The sequence below is a fragment of the Hyphomonas sp. NPDC076881 genome (assembly GCF_050269995.1).
Lineage (GTDB): Bacteria > Pseudomonadota > Alphaproteobacteria > Caulobacterales > Hyphomonadaceae > Hyphomonas.
The window spans coordinates 23,894-41,571 of the sequence record NZ_JBNNJJ010000001.1; the positions used below are offsets into that span (position 1 = coordinate 23,894).

The 17,678-nt window shown below is 64.4% G+C and carries 14 protein-coding genes; 5 read left to right on the forward strand and 9 right to left on the reverse strand.

The window, feature by feature from the left end:
• The first annotated feature begins 61 nt into the window (after positions 1-61).
• Both ACQKI2_RS00125 and ACQKI2_RS00130 read left to right on the forward strand, forming a co-directional pair.
• Positions 62-1,081 (forward strand): DUF3137 domain-containing protein, encoded by a 1,020-nt coding sequence (locus ACQKI2_RS00125; RefSeq protein WP_427377717.1) that lies wholly within the window; start codon positions 62-64, stop codon positions 1,079-1,081.
• An 82-nt stretch (positions 1,082-1,163) separates the two neighbouring features.
• Positions 1,164-1,544, forward strand: a complete 381-nt coding sequence (locus tag ACQKI2_RS00130) for a hypothetical protein (protein ID WP_427377718.1) — start codon at positions 1,164-1,166, stop codon at positions 1,542-1,544.
• 57 nt (positions 1,545-1,601) lie between these two features.
• On the opposite strand, the gene ACQKI2_RS00135 is transcribed toward ACQKI2_RS00130, so the two are convergent.
• From ACQKI2_RS00135 to ACQKI2_RS00145, 3 genes are all read right to left on the reverse strand, one after another.
• Entirely contained in the window at positions 1,602-3,554 is a 1,953-nt protein-coding gene (locus ACQKI2_RS00135; protein ID WP_427377719.1) for an alkyl/aryl-sulfatase, read from the reverse strand.
• Positions 3,555-3,643: 89 nt separating this feature from the next.
• The gene (locus ACQKI2_RS00140; protein ID WP_427377720.1) at positions 3,644-5,227 is read right to left on the reverse strand and encodes a cisplatin damage response ATP-dependent DNA ligase; all 1,584 of its coding nucleotides are present in this window, start codon (positions 5,225-5,227) and stop codon (positions 3,644-3,646) included.
• On the reverse strand, positions 5,224-6,225 hold the full coding sequence (locus tag ACQKI2_RS00145; RefSeq protein ID WP_427377721.1) for a ligase-associated DNA damage response exonuclease: 1,002 nt from the start codon (positions 6,223-6,225) through the stop codon (positions 5,224-5,226). The genes ACQKI2_RS00140 and ACQKI2_RS00145 overlap by 4 nt, the downstream gene beginning before the upstream one ends.
• A gap of 144 nt (positions 6,226-6,369) precedes the next feature.
• Between ACQKI2_RS00145 and ACQKI2_RS00150 the strand changes: the two genes are divergently transcribed.
• Positions 6,370-8,133, forward strand: a complete 1,764-nt coding sequence (locus ACQKI2_RS00150) for an arylsulfatase (RefSeq protein ID WP_427377722.1) — start codon at positions 6,370-6,372, stop codon at positions 8,131-8,133.
• A gap of 3 nt (positions 8,134-8,136) precedes the next feature.
• Entirely contained in the window at positions 8,137-9,798 is a 1,662-nt protein-coding gene (locus tag ACQKI2_RS00155; RefSeq protein ID WP_427377723.1) for a sulfatase, read from the forward strand.
• Between the two features lie 7 nt (positions 9,799-9,805).
• Here the strand turns inward: ACQKI2_RS00155 and ACQKI2_RS00160 are convergent, their stop codons facing one another.
• From ACQKI2_RS00160 to ACQKI2_RS00175, 4 genes are read right to left on the reverse strand one after another with little or no spacing between them, the layout of a single operon-like run.
• Positions 9,806-10,681 (reverse strand): SUMF1/EgtB/PvdO family nonheme iron enzyme, encoded by an 876-nt coding sequence (locus ACQKI2_RS00160; RefSeq protein ID WP_427377724.1) that lies wholly within the window; start codon positions 10,679-10,681, stop codon positions 9,806-9,808.
• Positions 10,682-10,690: 9 nt separating this feature from the next.
• Positions 10,691-11,308: a TetR/AcrR family transcriptional regulator gene (locus tag ACQKI2_RS00165; RefSeq protein ID WP_427377725.1), complete on the reverse strand. Its 618-nt coding sequence runs from the start codon at positions 11,306-11,308 to the stop codon at positions 10,691-10,693.
• 59 nt (positions 11,309-11,367) lie between these two features.
• Positions 11,368-11,823: a DUF1330 domain-containing protein gene (locus tag ACQKI2_RS00170; RefSeq protein ID WP_427377726.1), complete on the reverse strand. Its 456-nt coding sequence runs from the start codon at positions 11,821-11,823 to the stop codon at positions 11,368-11,370.
• A gap of 28 nt (positions 11,824-11,851) precedes the next feature.
• The gene (locus ACQKI2_RS00175; protein ID WP_427377727.1) at positions 11,852-13,120 is read right to left on the reverse strand and encodes a DsbA family protein; all 1,269 of its coding nucleotides are present in this window, start codon (positions 13,118-13,120) and stop codon (positions 11,852-11,854) included.
• Positions 13,121-13,401: 281 nt separating this feature from the next.
• On the opposite strand from ACQKI2_RS00175, the gene ACQKI2_RS00180 reads away from it, so the two are divergent.
• Positions 13,402-14,319: a hypothetical protein gene (locus ACQKI2_RS00180; RefSeq protein ID WP_427377728.1), complete on the forward strand. Its 918-nt coding sequence runs from the start codon at positions 13,402-13,404 to the stop codon at positions 14,317-14,319.
• On the opposite strand, the gene ACQKI2_RS00185 is transcribed toward ACQKI2_RS00180, so the two are convergent.
• Both ACQKI2_RS00185 and cydD read right to left on the reverse strand, forming a co-directional pair.
• Positions 14,289-15,929 (reverse strand): ATP-binding cassette domain-containing protein, encoded by a 1,641-nt coding sequence (locus ACQKI2_RS00185; RefSeq protein ID WP_427377729.1) that lies wholly within the window; start codon positions 15,927-15,929, stop codon positions 14,289-14,291. The genes ACQKI2_RS00180 and ACQKI2_RS00185 overlap by 31 nt on opposite strands.
• Complete coding sequence (gene cydD, locus ACQKI2_RS00190; protein ID WP_427377730.1) at positions 15,926-17,593, reverse strand: thiol reductant ABC exporter subunit CydD; 1,668 nt, start codon at positions 17,591-17,593, stop codon at positions 15,926-15,928. Before cydD ends, ACQKI2_RS00185 begins: the two co-directional genes overlap by 4 nt.
• Between the last annotated feature and the right edge of the window lie 85 nt (positions 17,594-17,678).

The following is a 17,678-nucleotide window of genomic DNA, read 5'->3' on the forward strand; positions in this document are numbered from 1 at the left end:
TTCGGCCCCGGCCAACTCGCCCTAGACTTGCCGGGACAATTGACAGTTCGGGACAGCTGGCATGACGGATACCCCCCCTTCCACGGACACCTCCGCAGGTAATCTCGCCATTCGCCAGGCGCTTGCGGGTCTTCCCAGGGAGTTTCAGGGCTTCGGCCAGATCTTCGAGGAGCGCATCCGCCCCGCCCTGCTGGCGCGCGAGGAAGAGCGGATAAAGGTCACCAAACGGGCCATCCTGATGCGTTGGATCGCCGGAGGCGTGATCGCGGCAGGTCTGGCAATTGCCTTCCTCTCGCAGATGCTCTGGATAGCCATCGTCGCGGGGGTCATCGGCATAATCCTCTACGCCGGCGGCGAGCATGGGGTCACCCAGCTTGCCAAGGAAGCCAAGGGCCTGATCGTCGTGCCGATCGCCGAACAGTTCGGCCTGAATTTCACTTCTGAACCTGGCCCCGTGGAGTCGATCTATCGCCACAAGGAAGTTGGCGTCGTTCCCGGCTGGGACCGTTCCAAGTATGAGGACTATATCACCGGCGTGCGCCGTGAGGTAAACTTCGAACTCTTCGAAGCTCATCTTGAGGAAAAGCGCACGACGACAGACTCAAAAGGCCGCACACGAACAACCTGGGTTACGGTGTTCAAGGGTCAATGCCTGCGCCTCGACTTCCACAAGACCTTCTACGGGCGAACCCTGGTGACGCGGGATGCCGGTTTCTTCAACCGCTTTGGCGGCGGCAAAGGTATGCAGCGCGCAGGCCTTGAAGACCCGACCTTTGAAAAGATCTTCGAAGTTTACACCACTGACCAGGTTGAGAGCCGGTATCTGCTCACCCCCGACGTGATGCAGAAACTCGTAGACCTCGAACAAGTGTTCAAGGGGGGCAAGCTGAAAGCCTGTTTTGACGGCGGCGAAGTGCTGATCACGGTCCAGGGCGGCAACCTGTTCGAACCCGGCAGCATGTTCAAACCGCTCGACAGCGCAGACCGCGTGCGCGAGCTTCTGGAAGACTTCAACGCTGTCTTCAACATCATCGATGAAATCACCGCGGGCCGCATCCGGGTGGACCAGAACCACAGCTGAAATGCGGCGGTGAGGTGGCAGACCTGTTCAGCCTCGCTTCATCGCCGGCCCCGATAATCAGGCCGATTGCAAGGAGCCCTCAATGATCCTGTCTCGTCCCCTGTTTCTGGCCGCGCTGATGATTGCCGGCCCCGTGGCGGCCGCACAGGCCAATGGCACGGCGGACATGCAGGCCTGCAAGGCCATGGCTGCCACACTGCCGCCAAAGCAAGCCGAGATCACGCAGCTGACGGCAGAGCGTGATGCGGCTGCAGAAGCCGTGGACTCCACCGGCGAGGCCTGGGAAGATACAGAAATTCACCGCCGCGCATCTGCTGGCCATGCCGCAGCTGCCGACGCTGCCAGGACCGTTTATGACGAGGCCAAGAAACGCCTTGCCCGCCAGGAGCTGGCGCTGCAGGCGAGCGTCCGCCAGTACAATGACGACGTTGCCGCCTTCAACAGCCGCTGCGCGGTGAAATAGGCTTCCGAGACTGCTGCGAAAACGAAAAAGGCCGGGCTCAACACCCGGCCTTTCTGCTTACGGCGTGACGATTTCGAAAGGCGGGCCGGTGTCGGCCGGATCGAACACAGACATCAACGCGGCCGTGGCGCCCGGCTCGCCTTCCACTTTCATGACACCTGCTTCCATCAGCGCTGCGGCGGTCTGCCCGGCAAACAGCATCGCCAGGAAAGCCGGGCGCGGAATGGTAACCGTTGCGTCCACGGGGCCTGCCGCGCCGTCTTCATGGATCAGCACGGAATTGCGGATGGAAACGCGGCGCGTCTCGCCCCGGTCCGGGAAAACAAATGCCACAGACGTTGCAATGCCCTCGGCCTTGGCCGGATCAACGCGGATCGCCAGCATGTCGAACACCTGCGGTGTGCTGATCGCGCCGATCATGTCCGGAGAAACGGTGGTGATCTGACGATCGGCCGGGGTTTCCCGCGCCTCGGCCGCGCCCGTCAGGTACATGTTCCGCCACAATGAGCCTTCCGCCTGATAGCCCATCTGCTCGAACGCTTTTGCCAGAAGTTCGCGGGCTTTCATGTTGGTGTCGTCAGAAAAGACGATATAGCTCGCCACCTGCGCCGCCCAGCGATAGTCGCCGCCATCATAGGCTTTCTGCGCCACCTTAAGCGCCTTTTTTGCCCCGCCCATGGCCGCCACATAGCGCTTACCGGCTTCTTCCGGCGGCCAGGGGTTGAGGTTGGCCGGGTTGCCATCATACCAGCCAAGATAGCGCTGATAGACCGCCTTGGAGTTGTGAGACATCGTGCCGTAATAGCCGCGATTGTACCATTTGCTTGCCAGGCTCTCCGGCAGGGCAATGACCTCGGCAATCTCGCTGGCCACATAGCCCTTGTTCATCAGACGGATGGTCTGATCATGCAGGTATTTATAGGCGTCACGGTGATGCGACATGTATTCGGTAATCTCCGCCTGCCCCCAGCGCGGCCAGCCATGAGACACGAACATCACATCGGTCTTGTCGGCATACAGCGCAATCGACTCGGTCAGATAATCCGCCCACGCCTTGGAGTCGCGCACCAGCGCGCCGCGCGGCGGCAGCACATTATGCATCGTCGCATTGGCATTCTCCGCCAGGCAGAGCGCGCGCAGATGCGGAATATAGAAGTTCATCTCGGCGGGCGCCTCGGTGCCGGGCGTCAGCTGGAATTCGATCGCGATCCCGTCAATCACCAGCGTCTCGCCGGTCTCCGTGATCGAATGGGTCGGCGCAATCAGGCTGATCGTGCCGCGCGGAATGCCCGTGCCGATGCCCGCCCCGCCCTGCCCCGCCGGGCCGGGCTCCAGCCGCGAACCGAACTGGAAGTTCGCGCGCCGGCTCATCGCCGGGCCAGCGATCAGGTTCTCGCTGACGGCATGTTCCATGAAGCCTTCCGGCGCGATAATCTGCACCTTTCCGGCTGCGACATCCTCAACCGAGACAATACCCTTCACGCCGCCAAAATGGTCGCCATGGCTATGGGTGTAGATCACCGCATGGATCGGCTTGTCGCCCAGATGCTGCTTCACCAGTTCGAACGCCGCAGCCGCCGATTCGGTCACTGTCAGCGGATCAACGATGATATAGCCGGTCTCGCCCTCGATGATGCTCATCACCGAAATGTCAAAGCCGCGCACCTGCCAGATGCCGGGCGTCACCTCGAACAGGCCGTGCTGCTTCAAGAGGCCCAGATGCCGCCAGAGGCTCGGATTCATGGTATCGGCAGTGGGGCCGTCAGTGAAATCATAAGCGCTGAGATCAAACACTTTCTCGCCATTGGCGCCCAGGATCACGGGGTCTTCCCGCGTCGCCACAAAGCCGCGCGCGGCAAGCTCGGCCTCCGAGGTATCTTCCCAGGGCAGCCCCTCGGCAAACGCCTTGTTGGCATTGATCGTTGACGGGGTCGCTTTCGCCGGCTCTGCCGCCGCGCCCAGAACTGGAACCAGCAGGGCCGCAAAGCCTGCAACAAGATGACGGCGCATGTGTCTCTCCCCGGATATGTGCGATGCCTTTTGGCACACCTTATGCAACATCTGCTATCGCCCGGAGAGCGCCTTGCCAAGTCCGGTATTCACCCGGGTTGCAGGATCAGGCTCCGGAGCGTCGCCACCGTATCGGCTTCGGCTGCCGGTTTATCCCAGCGGATACGGCTGATCCGGGGAAAGCGCATCGCCAGCCCGGATTTATGCCGGCTGCTCGCCCCGATGGAATCAAACGCCACCTCCAGAACCAGCTCCTTGCGCACCTCCAGCACCGGCCCATAGCGCCCGGCAATGTTTCCGCGCACAAACTTGTCGAGGCGCACGAGTTCCTCATCGGTAAAACCGGAATACGCCTTGCCCACCGGCACCAACTGGCCATCTTCCGTCCAACAGCCGAAGGTATAGTCGGAATAGAAAGAGGATCGCTTGCCCGACCCGCGCTGCGCGTACATCAGCACACAGTCTGCCGTATACGGATCGCGTTTCCATTTATACCACAGCCCCGAAATCCGCCCCGCCATATAGGCGCTGTCCCGCCGCTTCAGCATCACGCCCTCGATGGCCGGCGCGGGCGGTTCCCGGCGCATGGCCTCCAGCATGACAGCATCCGTCACCGGCACCAGCGGCGAAAGATCAAACCGGTCCGGCGGCAAACGCTGCACAAACATCTCCAAAATGCGCCTCCGCTCAGCCCAGCTCTGCGGGCGCAGATCTTCGCCTTCATGCTCCAGCAGGTCATACACCCTGATGAAGGCCGGGGAGCCTTCCAGCAGGCTGCGCGGCGGCGCTTTGCGTCCGAGGCGCTTCTGCAATTCCGAGAAGGGCGCCGTGCGATACGGAACGTTCTCGTCCGCCACCAGAAGTTCGCCGTCCAATGCCGTGCCATGCGGGATCGCCCCTGCAAACTCCGGAAAGGCTTCGGAGATGTCCTCCCCGCCCCGGCTGTAGAGGCGCGCTTCGCCGCCCGCCCGCGCCAGCTGCACGCGGATGCCATCCCATTTCCATTCTGTGGCAAAGTTCCGCAAGTCCGGCGGGGCCCCCTCCACCGGCACAGACAACATGAAAGGCCGGAAGCGCACCACCGCGCTCACATCCGGCGCAGGCGCGGCCCCGGTTGCCCAGGCAAAAAGCTCGTCATGTGGCGCCGCGCTCGCATGCCAATATTCCTCCACATCCGCCAGCGCCACGCCGAACGCTTCGGCAAAAGCGGTCTTCGCCAACCGTTCGGAAACCCCGATCCGGAAGTTCCCCAGCGCCAGCTTCAGCAGCGCAAACCGCGCCTCCACCGTGGACTGATCAAGCCACCCCGCCAGCAAGCCCGGCGCATCCCCCCGCCGCGCCGCCTGAAGCGCCGTCACCACACCGCGCAGCGTCAGCGGCGCGGCCGCCCCGCCGTCCTGGGCTGGCCAGATCAGCGCAACCGTCTCTGCGGTATCCCCCACAAACTCCCGGCTGAGGCGCAGCAATTCCTCGTCCACCCGCTCTGCTGCCATCTTGCGCACCACGCTCGACGTCAGTTGCGGCAGGTCCAGTGATCCGCCCAGCGCCGCCAGCGCCCAGCCCCGGTCTTCGGGATCCGCCTCCCGCAGATAGCGCGCAATCAGGCTCAGCTTCTCATTGCGAGAGCGCGTGATGATCAGCCGGTCCAGCAGGCGGGCAAAGTCGGCAATCATGCCTCGCCCTCATCCGTCCGCCCCACCATATGCAGCGCCCGCGCGCGGATCTGGTTCAGCTCACACCAGCGCAGCAGCCCCGCCTCGCTGCCATGCGTCACCCACACTTCAGAGGGCGCCACTTCGCGGATCGTCTGCGTCAGCTCTGCCCAGTCTGCATGGTCAGAGATCACCAGCGGCAGATCGATATTGTTCTGCCGTACCCGCTGGCGCACCTGCAGCCAGCCAGACGCCATCGCGAGCACGGGGTCCGGCAGCCGCCGCGTCCAGCGGTCCCGCAGCGCGCTCGGCGGGGCTACCACCACATGCCCCGCCATTTCCTCTGCTGTCGCACCCGTCGCCGAGCGCAGCTCGCCCAGCGCCACGCCATGCGCCTGATACAGCGCGCAAAGCTTCTCCATCGCGCCGTGCAGGTAAACCGGCCGGTCATATCCTGCCTCGCGCAGATGGCAGATCACGCGCTGCGCCTTGCCCAGCGCATAAGCCCCGATCAGCACGCTACGCTCCGGTGCCTCAGCCAGGCGCTCCATCACCTTGGCCACCTCGCCCGCCGCCGGCGGATGCCGGAACACCGGCAGGCCAAAGGTCGCCTCGGTGATCAGCACATCACACGCAACCGGCACAAAGGGCGGGCAGGTCGGGTCCGCCGCCCGCTTGAAGTCGCCGGTCACGATCACACGCTCGCCGCCCCGCTCCAGCAACACCTGCGCCGAGCCCAGAACGTGCCCCGCCGGATAGAGCGTCACACGCACATCTCCGATTTCCACAGTCTCGCCATAGGCCACCGCCCAGCCCGGCGTCGGCCCATACCGGGCCTCCATGATCGCCAACGTCTCGGGCGTTGCGATGACGCGGCCATGCCCGGACCGCGCATGATCGGCATGGCCATGCGTCACGATCGCCAGCGGCCTGGGCAATGACGGGTCCACAAACGCCGCCCCGCCCGCCACCTCAATTCCGCCCGCGCCGGGCTTTATCCAGTCGATTGGCAAACTCATCCTCACCGTCAAACGCGCCGGCGCGCCGGAAGGTTCAATCTGGCCTCTTCCAGCGCGCTGGCAAGCCGGGCGCAGGAATCAATTGACGCGATGCGTGCCATAATGTCAGATGGGCATAACGATAAGATGAGGGAGGGTTTCATCATGAGGCGCGGGCTGTTTGCTGCCTTGACTATCCTTGTGGCCGCCGTGCCGGTATCGGCGCAGGCCCAGAGCCAAAAACCCAACTTCGTGGTGATGGTGATCGATGATGCCGCCCTGATGGATCTCGGCATCTATGGCGGGGAAGCGGCCACGCCCAACATTGACGCCCTCGCCACCTCCGGCGCGATGTTCACGCAATATCGCTCCTCCCCGCTCTGCTCGCCCTCCCGCGCCATGCTGCTCACGGGCGTCGACAACCACCGCACCGGCATCTCCACCATCCCGGAAGTCCTGCCCCCTGAACATGTCGGCAAGCCCGGCTATACGATGCGCCTGGAACCTGGCGTCACCACGCTGGCCGCGCGCCTGAAGCCGCTGGGATACCGCACGCTGATGACCGGCAAATGGCACCTTGGCAGCGGCAAGGGAGACCTTCCCGATGGCCATGGTTTTGACCGGTCCTTCGCGCTCGATGCGTCGGGGGCGGATAATTGGGAAGACAAATCCTACATGCCCTTCTACGCGGATGCCCCGTGGTATGAAGATGGCGAGCCCGCTTCCCTGCCAGAGGATTTCTATTCCTCCACCTTCATCGTCGACAAGATGATCGACTATATGAACGAAGGAGACGCAAGCACGCCCTTCCTCGCTTATCTCGGCTTTCAGGCGCTCCACATCCCGGTTCAGGCGCCGCCGGAATTTACCGCCAACTATCTCGAAACCTACCGCGACGGCTGGGAAGCGCTGCAGGCGCGCCGCTGGCAACGTGCCCAGGAACTCGGCCTCGTGCCCGCTGGCGCCGCCCAGCCCGCCCTCCACCCGGACCTGCGCAAATGGGATGACCTTTCGGAAGACCAGCAGCGCCTCTTCGCCGCGCGCATGGCGGTCAATGCCGGCATGCTGGAAGCGATGGACCATCATGTCGGCCGCCTGATCGAGCATCTCAAGGCAACCGGAGACTACGACAACACGGTCTTCGTCATCACCTCGGATAACGGGCCTGAGCCCTCCACCGCAGAAGACCCGCGCTTCGGCCCCTGGCTGGCCGCCAATGGCTATCATATCGGCCTTGAGGGCATCGGCGAGAAAGGCAGCTACGGTTTCATCGGCCCGGAATTTGCCAGCGCCGCATCTTCGCCCAGCTATCTTTTCAAGTTCTACGTTTCCGAGGGCGGGCTCCGCGTACCGCTCATCATGTCCGGCCCCGGAATATCTCCCGGCCGGGTGGATGCCTTCGCAGTCGTCACTGACGTTGCGCCCACCCTGCTGGAAATGGCAGACGCCGGCCCCGCGCCGGAAGGCAGCGTCTCCATAGATGGCCGCAGCCTGCTCCCCCTGCTTTCTGGTGATGCCACACATGTCTACGCGCCCGATGATGCCATCGGCATCGAAGTGTCCGGCAATGCAGCGCTTTATAGGGGCCCCTGGAAGATTGTCCGCAATCTCCAGCCCTGGGGCGATGGCAATTGGCGCCTGTTCAATCTGGAAAACGATCCTGGCGAAACTCAGGATCTTGCCGCTGACCATCCGGAAATCTTCCAGCACCTTCAGGCAGACTACGCCGCCTATGCAGACCGGGTGGGTGTGCTCGAAGTGCCCACGGGCTATAATTCCGTGGCCCAGGTCGAAAAGAACATGACCGCCGCCGTGCTCAAGCGGAACATGCCGAAAATCATCACCTTCGGCATTATCGGCCTGCTGCTCCTCGGCGGCGTCATCTGGCTGATCGTCAAAGTCCTCCGTAACCGGAAAAAAGAGGCCTGATCCATGCTACGCAAGATCCTTATTGCACTGGTCATACTGATCGCCGGCGCGGGCGCCCTGGCTTTTTTCAATCGCAAGGAAATCATCCTCTACCTCGTCACGCGCGCTGAGCGCCCGCCGATTGCCCCCAATCGGCCGATCGAGTGGATGAAGGGCCCGGAAACGGCGGACACCTCCGGCGCTGAGCGCCCGCCCAACATCGTCTTCATCCTCGCCGATGATCTCGGGATCAATGACATCTCCACCTTCGGCGGCGGCGTCGCGGGCGGGCGCGTGCCCACGCCGAACATAGACCGTCTGGCCGCCGAAGGCGCCCTCTTCTCCACCGCCTATTCCGGCACCGGCACCTGCGCGCCCTCGCGCGCCATGCTGATGACGGGCCGCTACCCCACCCGCACAGGCTTTGAATATACGCCCACTCCACCCGGCATGTCCCGCATCGTGCCCATGTTTGCCAACGACATGCGCACAGGCCTGCCGCCTACGGAGTATGTGAAGGAAAACGACAAGATCATGCCCCCCTTCGCTGAGCAGGGCCTGCCGAGCGAGGAGATCACCATCGCCGAAGTGCTGAAGGAACGGGGCTACCATACTGTCCATATCGGCAAATGGCATCTGGGCAATGCCGCCCCTTTCCGCCCCAACGATCAGGGCTTTGACGAAAGCCTCGACATGGCGAGCGGCATGTTCCTCCCCCCCGGTGATCCGCGAGGCGTGGAGGCAAGGCTGGATTTCGACCCCATCGACAAATTTCTCTGGGCACGCATGGATTTTGCCGCCAGCTATAATGGCAGCGACTGGTTCGAGCCGGGCGGCTATCTCACCGATTACTGGACCGACGAATCGCTGAAAGTCATCGAAGCCAATCGCAACCGGCCCTTCTTCCTTTACCTTGCCCATTGGGGCGTCCACACCCCGCTCCAGGCCACCAAGGAAGACTATGAGGCCGTCGGCGATATCGAGCCCCACCGCCTGCGCGTCTACGCCGCCATGCTGCGCGCCGTGGACCGCAGCGTCGGCCGCATCATGGAGAAGCTCGAAGAAGAAGGCCTCGCCGACAACACCATCATCGTCTTCTCAAGCGACAATGGCGGCGCTGGCTATATCGGCATTCCGGAGGTGAATGAGCCTTATCGTGGCTGGAAGATCACCCTGTTCGAAGGTGGCATTCGGGTGCCCCTCTTCATGAAATGGCCTGCCGCCATCCAGCCTGGCACGGTCGTCAATGAGCCTGTCGCCCATATCGACATGATGCCAACGCTCGCCGCGATTGCGGGCGCGCCCCTTCCCGCAGGTGTCGAGATTGACGGTCAGAACCTCCTGCCACTTGCCACAGGCGCTGGCGGCTTCTCGCGGCCCGGCGACGCCATTTTCTGGTCCAGCGGCTATTACAAGGTGGTTCGCGCCGGCGGCTGGAAGCTTCAGGTCAATGGCCGCCAGAACAAGTCCTGGCTGTTCGATTTGAACAATGATCCTACCGAACAGACGAACCTCGCCGCTTCCGAGCCTGAAAAACTGGCAGAGCTGCAAGCCCTGATCGATGCTCACTGGAAAGATGCGCGCCAGCCGCTCTATCCGTATACGATTGAAAGCCCGATCAAGATCGACCACACCCTGGCTGACGACTACGTCGAGGGTGAGGAATACATCTACTGGCCAAACTGAACCCTGCCTATTCGGCTTCCAGATCCTTCACGATCCGGAAGCCGATATGGTTTGAGGAGAAGTCCACCTCCTGCGGGTGGCGCGCGGCCGGGCGATACCGGCGGCAGAAATTATCGGCGCAAAGATAGCTGCCACCCTTGATCGTATTGTTGCCGGGCGCAAACGGCGTATCCGTCCACTCCCACACATTGCCGATCATGTCGTAAAGGCCCAGCCTGTCCGCCGGGAAACAGCCCACCGGCGCAGCCCCTGCAAAACCATCATCCCCGGTATTGGCCACCGGAAAAATGCCTTGCCATGTGTTTGCGCGCGGCTTGCCGTCATCGGTAAAAGCGCCGGAAGTGTCCCGCTCCGGATCGGGCAGGCCCAGGCGCGCGGCATGCTCCCATTCCTCTTCGCTGGGGATACGCCCCCCTGCCCAGGCCGCATAGGCCATCGCATCCGCCAGCGACACATGGATCACCGGCCAGTTGCCCTTGCCTTCAATGTCTGTTCCCGGACCATCGGGCGCCTTCCAGCTTGCGCCGGAAATCAGATGCCAGCGCGCATTGCGAAATACCGCCGAGCCTGCCCCCGGCCGGTTCTCGATCACGCCGCGCTCAGCATCGGTTACATAACCCGTCGCCGCCACAAAGGCCGCGAACTGATCATTCGTCACTTCATGCGCCTGAATGCGGAAGCCATCCACATGCAGTTCCATCTCCGGCCGTTCTTCAGGATAGATCGCGTCGCGCCCCTTCTGCAGCACGCCGCCGGGCACGGTCACAAACTGCCCCATCGCCCCAGCATCAAGCCCGCAGCTTCCCGCCACCGGATCGCCTGATGGGGAGGCCCCACAAGCTGCCAGCGCGCACAGCGTCAGAAGGGCAAGGCGGGCGCGCATGGGATCAGATCAGACAGACGCCAGCAGTGCTTCAACCAGCTTGCGCACCGCTGCCCGCGCTTCCTCAACCGAAAGCCCGCGATCCTGACGCAGCCGCCGCCAGATATCAAAGCCCAGAACGCTGTCGAACGCGGCCTCAAGCACCACATTCGAGCGTATCTCCTCCGGCAGCACCGAATCGAGGATCGACCGTTCCATTGCCACGAAATCCTGATGCCCCTGCATCAGATAGGCGGAGCGGAACCGCCGGATGCTGCCGCACACGCGGTAGGGCATGATCCGCTCGAACACTTCAGACCGGCGATCGACAAGTTCCAGTACCGTGTCGCGCCAGTTGGTGCTGCTGAACGGCGCCTTGACGATCGGCATCACCTCCTCTTTCACCCGGCGGTTCATCTCCTGGTAGAGGCCATCGACTTCTTCGAAGTGCCGGAACACCGTGCGCAGGCTGACATTTGCCACCTCTGCGATCCGCGCGGCGCCAGGATCAAGCTCGCCTTGGGCCACAAGCTCGAACATCGCTTCGATGATCTGCTCCCGGCTGCGCTCTGAGCGGCGTTTGCGGCCGTCTTCGCTTTCGGTTGCTGCGTCCATGAGTTCGGGCTCATTTTCGAGAAGGTCTGCCATTCCGCTTCCTTGCTAGGCCAGTTTTCTGGCGCTTTAATAGCGGTTAAGTCCGCGCCTGCCTATGCCTTGATGCCCATTTGTGACAGCAAGGCCTCCTTCATGCTCTCCTGAAGCACTGTTTCGATGTTCAATTGCCCTTTGAGGCCCGCCGTGCGGTGGACAGCCGCCGCCTGCCACTCGGCCGACATCGACATGCGGACCATATCGGCACGCTTCGGATACATGGCGATGGCCACCTCATCCCAAAGCTCCTCGGCCTTGCCCAGCGACAGGAAAGTCACGTCGGCGGCAAAGATCGCCTTGCCGCCAAACTTGGGCAGAATCTCGGTCACCGCCCGCCCATAGATCATGTAGGCATCCCGCCCGGAAAGATCGCTCGGGCGCCCATCCTCATACTCGGCCTTCTCCTTGAACTTCAGGAGATTGACCATGAAGATCGGCCCATCCGGCCCAGGCTTCATCAGCTCCTGCACCACTGCGGGATCTGTCGGAAACACTTCGTTTGTAACCTGCATTTATTTCTCCCTGTACGGATTTTCCTGTCTATTTCGCCAGTGCGTCTTCAATGATCCACATCCGGTCCTGCCCCCAGGTGGCAACATCGCCCACCCGGAAACTCGGCACACCCCAGATGCCCAGGCCCATCATCTCCGCACGGTTGGCCTCGGCCTCCGCGCGCCAATGGTCCCCGCCAATCAGCGTCCGCGCCTTGCCCCAGTCCAGCCCCGCGCGCTCGACGATCTGCCGCAGGCCGGCATCGCTTCCCGCATCAATCCCTTCGGCCCACACGCCTTTCAGGAATGACTGGCAGTATTCAAAGCCCAGGCCCGCCTCCATCGCCATCGGCAGGATGGCGTAGCCCCGTTCCACAGGCGTGCCGACCGGATCGGCAATCTTGCCAAACGGAATGCCCATCCGGCGCGCTTCCCGCGCCACATCCTTGGTGATGTACATGCCCTTCATCCGCGGTACAGGCAGGCCCCGCATCACCATCGGCAACACAAAGCGCAGCTTCAGTTCCGCCCCATAGGCCTCCGCCAGCGCCCGGATGCGCTCGGCCGCAATGTAGGTATAGGGACTGCGAAAGGAGAGATAGAAGTGAACCTCTTTCGCCGCTCCGCCGGGCTTTGCATCCGCCTGCGGACTATCAGGCTGAACAAACAGAAACGCTTCCGGCGCCCCCGCCTTCTGCGCGCCCAGTTCCCGCAGGCGCCGCTCCAGATAGTGCAGCCGGTCGACGCCCCAATACCATTCGCCCTCATAATGGAGCATCCCGCCCAGATAATGCCCCAGCGCCTCGCGCCGGGCCCCGCCCTCGGCCAGCGCCGCCTCCGCTGTCCCGCCACCGGCAGGTAGCGGCGCGCCAGCCCACAGCGCCTCGCTGATCTCCAGCGCCCGCGCGGCAAAGTCCGGCGCGTCCAGCATGCCTGCCAGCGCTGCTTCGGCCTGCGCCAGCCGCGCGGCAGAAGGCTGCGCCCCCGGATCGGCAAAGCGCAGGCCCGCCTTCGCGGCCAGCCGCCCGGCATCCTCGCGCGAATAGTCCTCCAGCTTGGTCCGCTCCGGCGCGGCCCAATCGGGCGGCGGCGGCGCCAGTCTCGGCTTCACCTGGATGTCATAGCGCGCGGCCAGCAGCGGCAGAACCTGCAGCATCAGATGCGAATAGGGGTCGCCCGCCACATGGAAATACTCTGCCTGATGCATCCGCCCGTCCCTCTGCCTCTTGCGCTCGGCGGCGGCGCGCAGCTTTGACTGGCGCGCCTCCCCTGTCACATATTGCGTCACCCGCGAGACCAGCTGCGTTTTCAATGACATTCTGGCCTCCCCCGGCGATGCCGCCTGCCCCATACCGGCACGCGGCCAGGGCGGTTGTTATTCCGGAAACGGTATCTATTGACACTCATGGTGTCAATTAGCCTGCCCGCGCCCACCCGCCACCGATTTCCGTTAATTTTCGGCCCCGGAAAATTCACCAATGGCACGAAGATCGCCTGCCGAGGCTCGCGTTTCTGGCGCCAGACTTGCAACGCCCGGGCAGAAATCGCGCCGGTGTGCCCACCGGCGCTGCTGTATGTGAATGCTGGAAAGGACACGCCGTGCGTAATCAGACTGTCCCTCGCCTCAGCGGGGCCGCGCCCCGGCCGCTGCGCCACACGCTCGACCGGATCGCTATCCTGAACAATTCCGGCCATGAGCCCGGCCATCGCACACACCTCACAGATCTTCTGGCCGAACATTGGCGCGCCAGCGGCATCGAGGTGATCGAGCTTTCGGGCACGCGCAGCTTCGTCGAGGCAGATCTCCTCTTCCTCAATCTCAGCCGGCCAATCGTGCCGGAAGAGTACAACCGTTTTGCCGCGCAATACCCGGTCACCTTCAATGCCGGCGCGGGCGACCTGCGCAAGCATCGTTATTCCAGCGGCCTTCTGCAGGCGGGCGCGGCCTATAGGGGCGCTGTCATCGTCAAGTCAGACCAGGGCTATATCGGCCCATCCACATCCGAGCGCGCCAGCCTCCTGCGCCGCCTCACCGGCCTCACCCGCACCGCTGCCCCGCGCGAAGCCATCGCCAACGACAATTATCGCATCTACCCCTCCCTCAACGATGTTCCGGCCGAAAAGTTCGCCCCCGGATATATCGTCCAGAAATTCCTGCCGGAAGAAAGCGCCGGCCGCTATATCCTGCGCCAGTATCATTTTCTCGGCGATGAGCATTTCCTCAGCCTGCAGACTTCCGGCGCCGCCATCATCCGCACATCCATTCCGCAAAGCCTGGAAGAATGGACCCCGCCTCAGGAGCTTCTCGATCTGCGCGCACGTCTCGGGCTCGACTATGGCCGCATCGATTTTGTCGAGGCCGGGGGCAAGCCCTTCGTCATCAGCGTCGCCCGCTCGCCCGTCCTGCCGGTCAGCAAGGAACCCGGCTTCGTCCCGCCCGCCTATTTCCGCCTGGCCGAAGCGCTCGCTGACGCCATGGCCCACATCTACAGCACCACAGAAAAAGCCGTCTTCTGAGGCCAGCCCCGGCCATCGGCCTTGTGTTGCAGGATGAGGATTGCCCGCTGCCCGCCTGCCAGCCAGTCTGACAGGCGCGCCGCCAGCCGGTCTGCCAGCGCCTTGTCCAGTCCTGCAAAGGGCTCGTCCAGGATCAGCAGTTCCGGCCCTGCCAGCAGCGCCCGCGCAAGCCCCAGCCGCCGCAGCTCGCCGCCCGAAAACCCTGCCCCGCCCTCGCCGATCAGGCTCTCCAGCCCCTCGGCCCGCGCAAATACAAACTCATCGGCCAGCGCCGTTTCCAGCGCCGCGCGCATCTCCGCCTCGCTCGCCTCCGGCTTTGCCAGCCGCAACTGATCTGCCACCGTGCCCGGCAGGAAGGCCGGCATCTGCGGGCTCATGGAAATCCGCTCCAGCACCGAAGCAATCCGTACACCGCACGCTTCCGCCCCGCCATAACTCAGCATCCCCGGCGCCACCGGATGCAGCCGCATCAGCGCCTCCGCCAGGGTGGACTTGCCCACGCCCGACGCCCCGGTCAGCTGGGTCACGGTGCCTGCTTCAATGCGGAAGCTCACCACCGGCGTCTGCGGCGCGCCCGGCGCCGCTGATACCGTCAGCCCACGCACTTCCAGTGGAAACACGCTGTCAATCGCCTGCGCCGTTTCGGGCGCCGCGTCCCACGCCGCTGCCCCGCCTTCCAGCCGGTCTGCCAGCCGGTCAGACGCCGCCTTCGCCTTTGGCGCGGCCTCCATCACCTTCAGCATGGCTGACGCGGCTTCAAACGCCGCCATCAGCGCCAGCGCCGCCCCCGCCGCCATCGGCAGGTCGCCCTGCGTCACGGCTGCCCGCCACAGGGCCAGCACGCCCATCCCCACGCCCACGGCGCTGAGAATGGCCGAAAGCCCCCGGAAAGGCCGCTCCAGCGCCTCGCTCTCTTTCTGCCAGCGCGCCAGGGTCGCTTCAGCCTCCCCGGCATAGCGCCTCAGCGCGCCATAAACGTCCAGCTCCGTCGCGTTCTCGATCAGGCGCGCCACATCCCCGCGCGCGGCGTCCGCCTGAAGGCTCAGAACGGCCGCGCGCCGCTGCGCCGCCTGCACGGCCAGGAAGGGCAGCGCCCCTGCCGCCAAGGCTGCGGCCAGCACCGCCAGAACAAACAGCACCACATCGCTCGCCAGCGCCAGGCCGAGCGCAATCACGTAGCCGGAAATCACTCCGATCCCCGGCAGCACCACTTTCAGGAACGCGCCCTCGGCTGCGTCCATGTCATCCACCAGCGCCGTCAGGTCTGCCGACGCCATCGGTGACAGCCCCCTGCGGCTGCGCGCCCCGGCCTCGAAGACGCGCGGGCGCAGCCGCGCTGACAGGCTGAGGGTCGCGTCATGCCCGGCCAGTTGCTCGCCATATCGTCCCAGCACCCGGGTGAAGGCGGCCCCGCGCACCCCCGCGCTCGGGAACAGGTGATTGAAACTGTGCCCCGCCCCCGCCACGCCGGCCAGCGCGCCGGCAACCAGGAACCAGCCCGACAGCCCCATCAGCACCACGCCGGCAATCGCGGCGACCGCCGCCAGCCCCATCGCCAGCACGAACTGCAGGCGCCCCGGCGCCCCAAGCGCTGACCAGAGTTTCATCATGGCGCCGCCTCCTGCCGATGGGCGGCCAGATCGACCACACGGTCACACGCTGCGCGCAGATTGTCCGAATGTGTCCCCAGAATGACCGTCCTTGTCCGGGAAATGTCCCGAAGTGTCCGGATGAAGTCCTGTTCTGCCCCCTCATCGAGGTGCGCGGTCGGCTCATCCAGCAGCAGAAGGCCAGATCCTCGCAGGATCACCCGCGCCAGCCCGATCCGCTGCCGCTGCCCGCCCGAAAGCCCGCTGCCGCCCCGCCCCAGTTGCCGCGCCAGCAGCGCATCTGCCTCTCCGGCCTCCGCCAGGCCCACCGCCACCAGCGCCGCGCGCAGGTCAGCGTCCCCCGCCTCCGGCGCCGCCAGCCGCAGATTGTCGGCCACGCTGCCCTCGATCATCCAGGGGGTCTGGCTGATCCAGGTCGCGCTTTCGGCAAGGCTCGCCCCCGGCGCCAGCACCGCGCCATCCACCCGCACCGCGCCGCCGGTCACCCCGCCTTGCCCCACCAGCAGCTTCAGCAGCGTCGTCTTGCCCGCGCCCGAGGGCCCGGTCAGCGCCACCATCTCACCGGGCCGGGCTGTAAAACTTACCCCCTCCAGCCGCGCGTCATTGCCGAACGCCACCGCCACATCCTGAAACGCAATCTCCGGCGCCGCCCGGAGTGCCGGTAACCGCTCCGGCAGAGGCCGCGCCGCCGCCGCCTCCAGCCAGTCATCCAGAAACCCTGCCGCAGCCGTCCCGTCTGCCCGGTCATGGTGCAACGCCGACAGTTTGCGGATCGGCGCAAAGAATTCCGGCACAAGGATAAGGATCGTCATCCCTTCCGCCAGCGTCAGCGTCTCCCCGGTCGCAAATGGAAATACGCCCAGCAGCTTGAACCCCACATACACCGCCACCATCGCCACAGAGATTGAGGCGAAGAACTCCAGCACCGCTGTGGAAAGGAACGCCACCCGCAACACCTTCATCGTCCGGCTACGGAGGTCTGAGGAGGCTTCCGCCAGCGCCGCCGTTTCCCGCGTCACCGCCCGGAACGCGCGAATAATGCCCGCCTGCGCCGCCCGCGCCTGGAATGCGCCCGACAGCTGATCCAGCGATGTCTGCTGCGCCCGCGCCACCGCCGTCACCTCGCTCAGCGTCAGCCAGATGAACGCCGGCAACACCAGCACGGAAACCAGCAGCAGCGCCGCCGCCAGCCAGCTCTGCGTCGCCACCGCCACCAGCACGATCACCGGCCCGGCCAGCGCCATCCGCTGCCCCGGTACCCAGCGCGCGGCATAGCCGGCCAGCTTCCCTGTACGGTCGATCACCTGTGACGTGCGCATGCCCGCCCCGGCGCCTTCCAGCATCCCGGTGCCGCGGACCTTCAGTGTCTCGAATATCTCGCCGCGCGCTGCTGCCACAATCACCAGCCCTGCGCGAGCCGCCGCGCCGTCATGCAACCATCCGGCCAGCGCGCGCACCAGGGCGCACCCTGCGGCCAGAAGCAGCAGTCCCCCGGCCGGCACGCGGTTGGACAAATTGTCCACCCCGTAGCCGATGCCGAACGCAATCCCCACCCAGGCCAGAAGCCCGATCATCTGCAGCAGGAATGCCTGCCCCGACGCCGCTTTTGCCGCGCCGCTCCAGCGCTTTAGCCGCGCTCCTTTCTGCAGTTCTGACGATGCCATGTACGTAATTCTACTGTGGACGCTCCAAGTGACGCATGCGACTTATCGCGGCGTGACTTCACCCACGGATTACTTTAGAGATTCG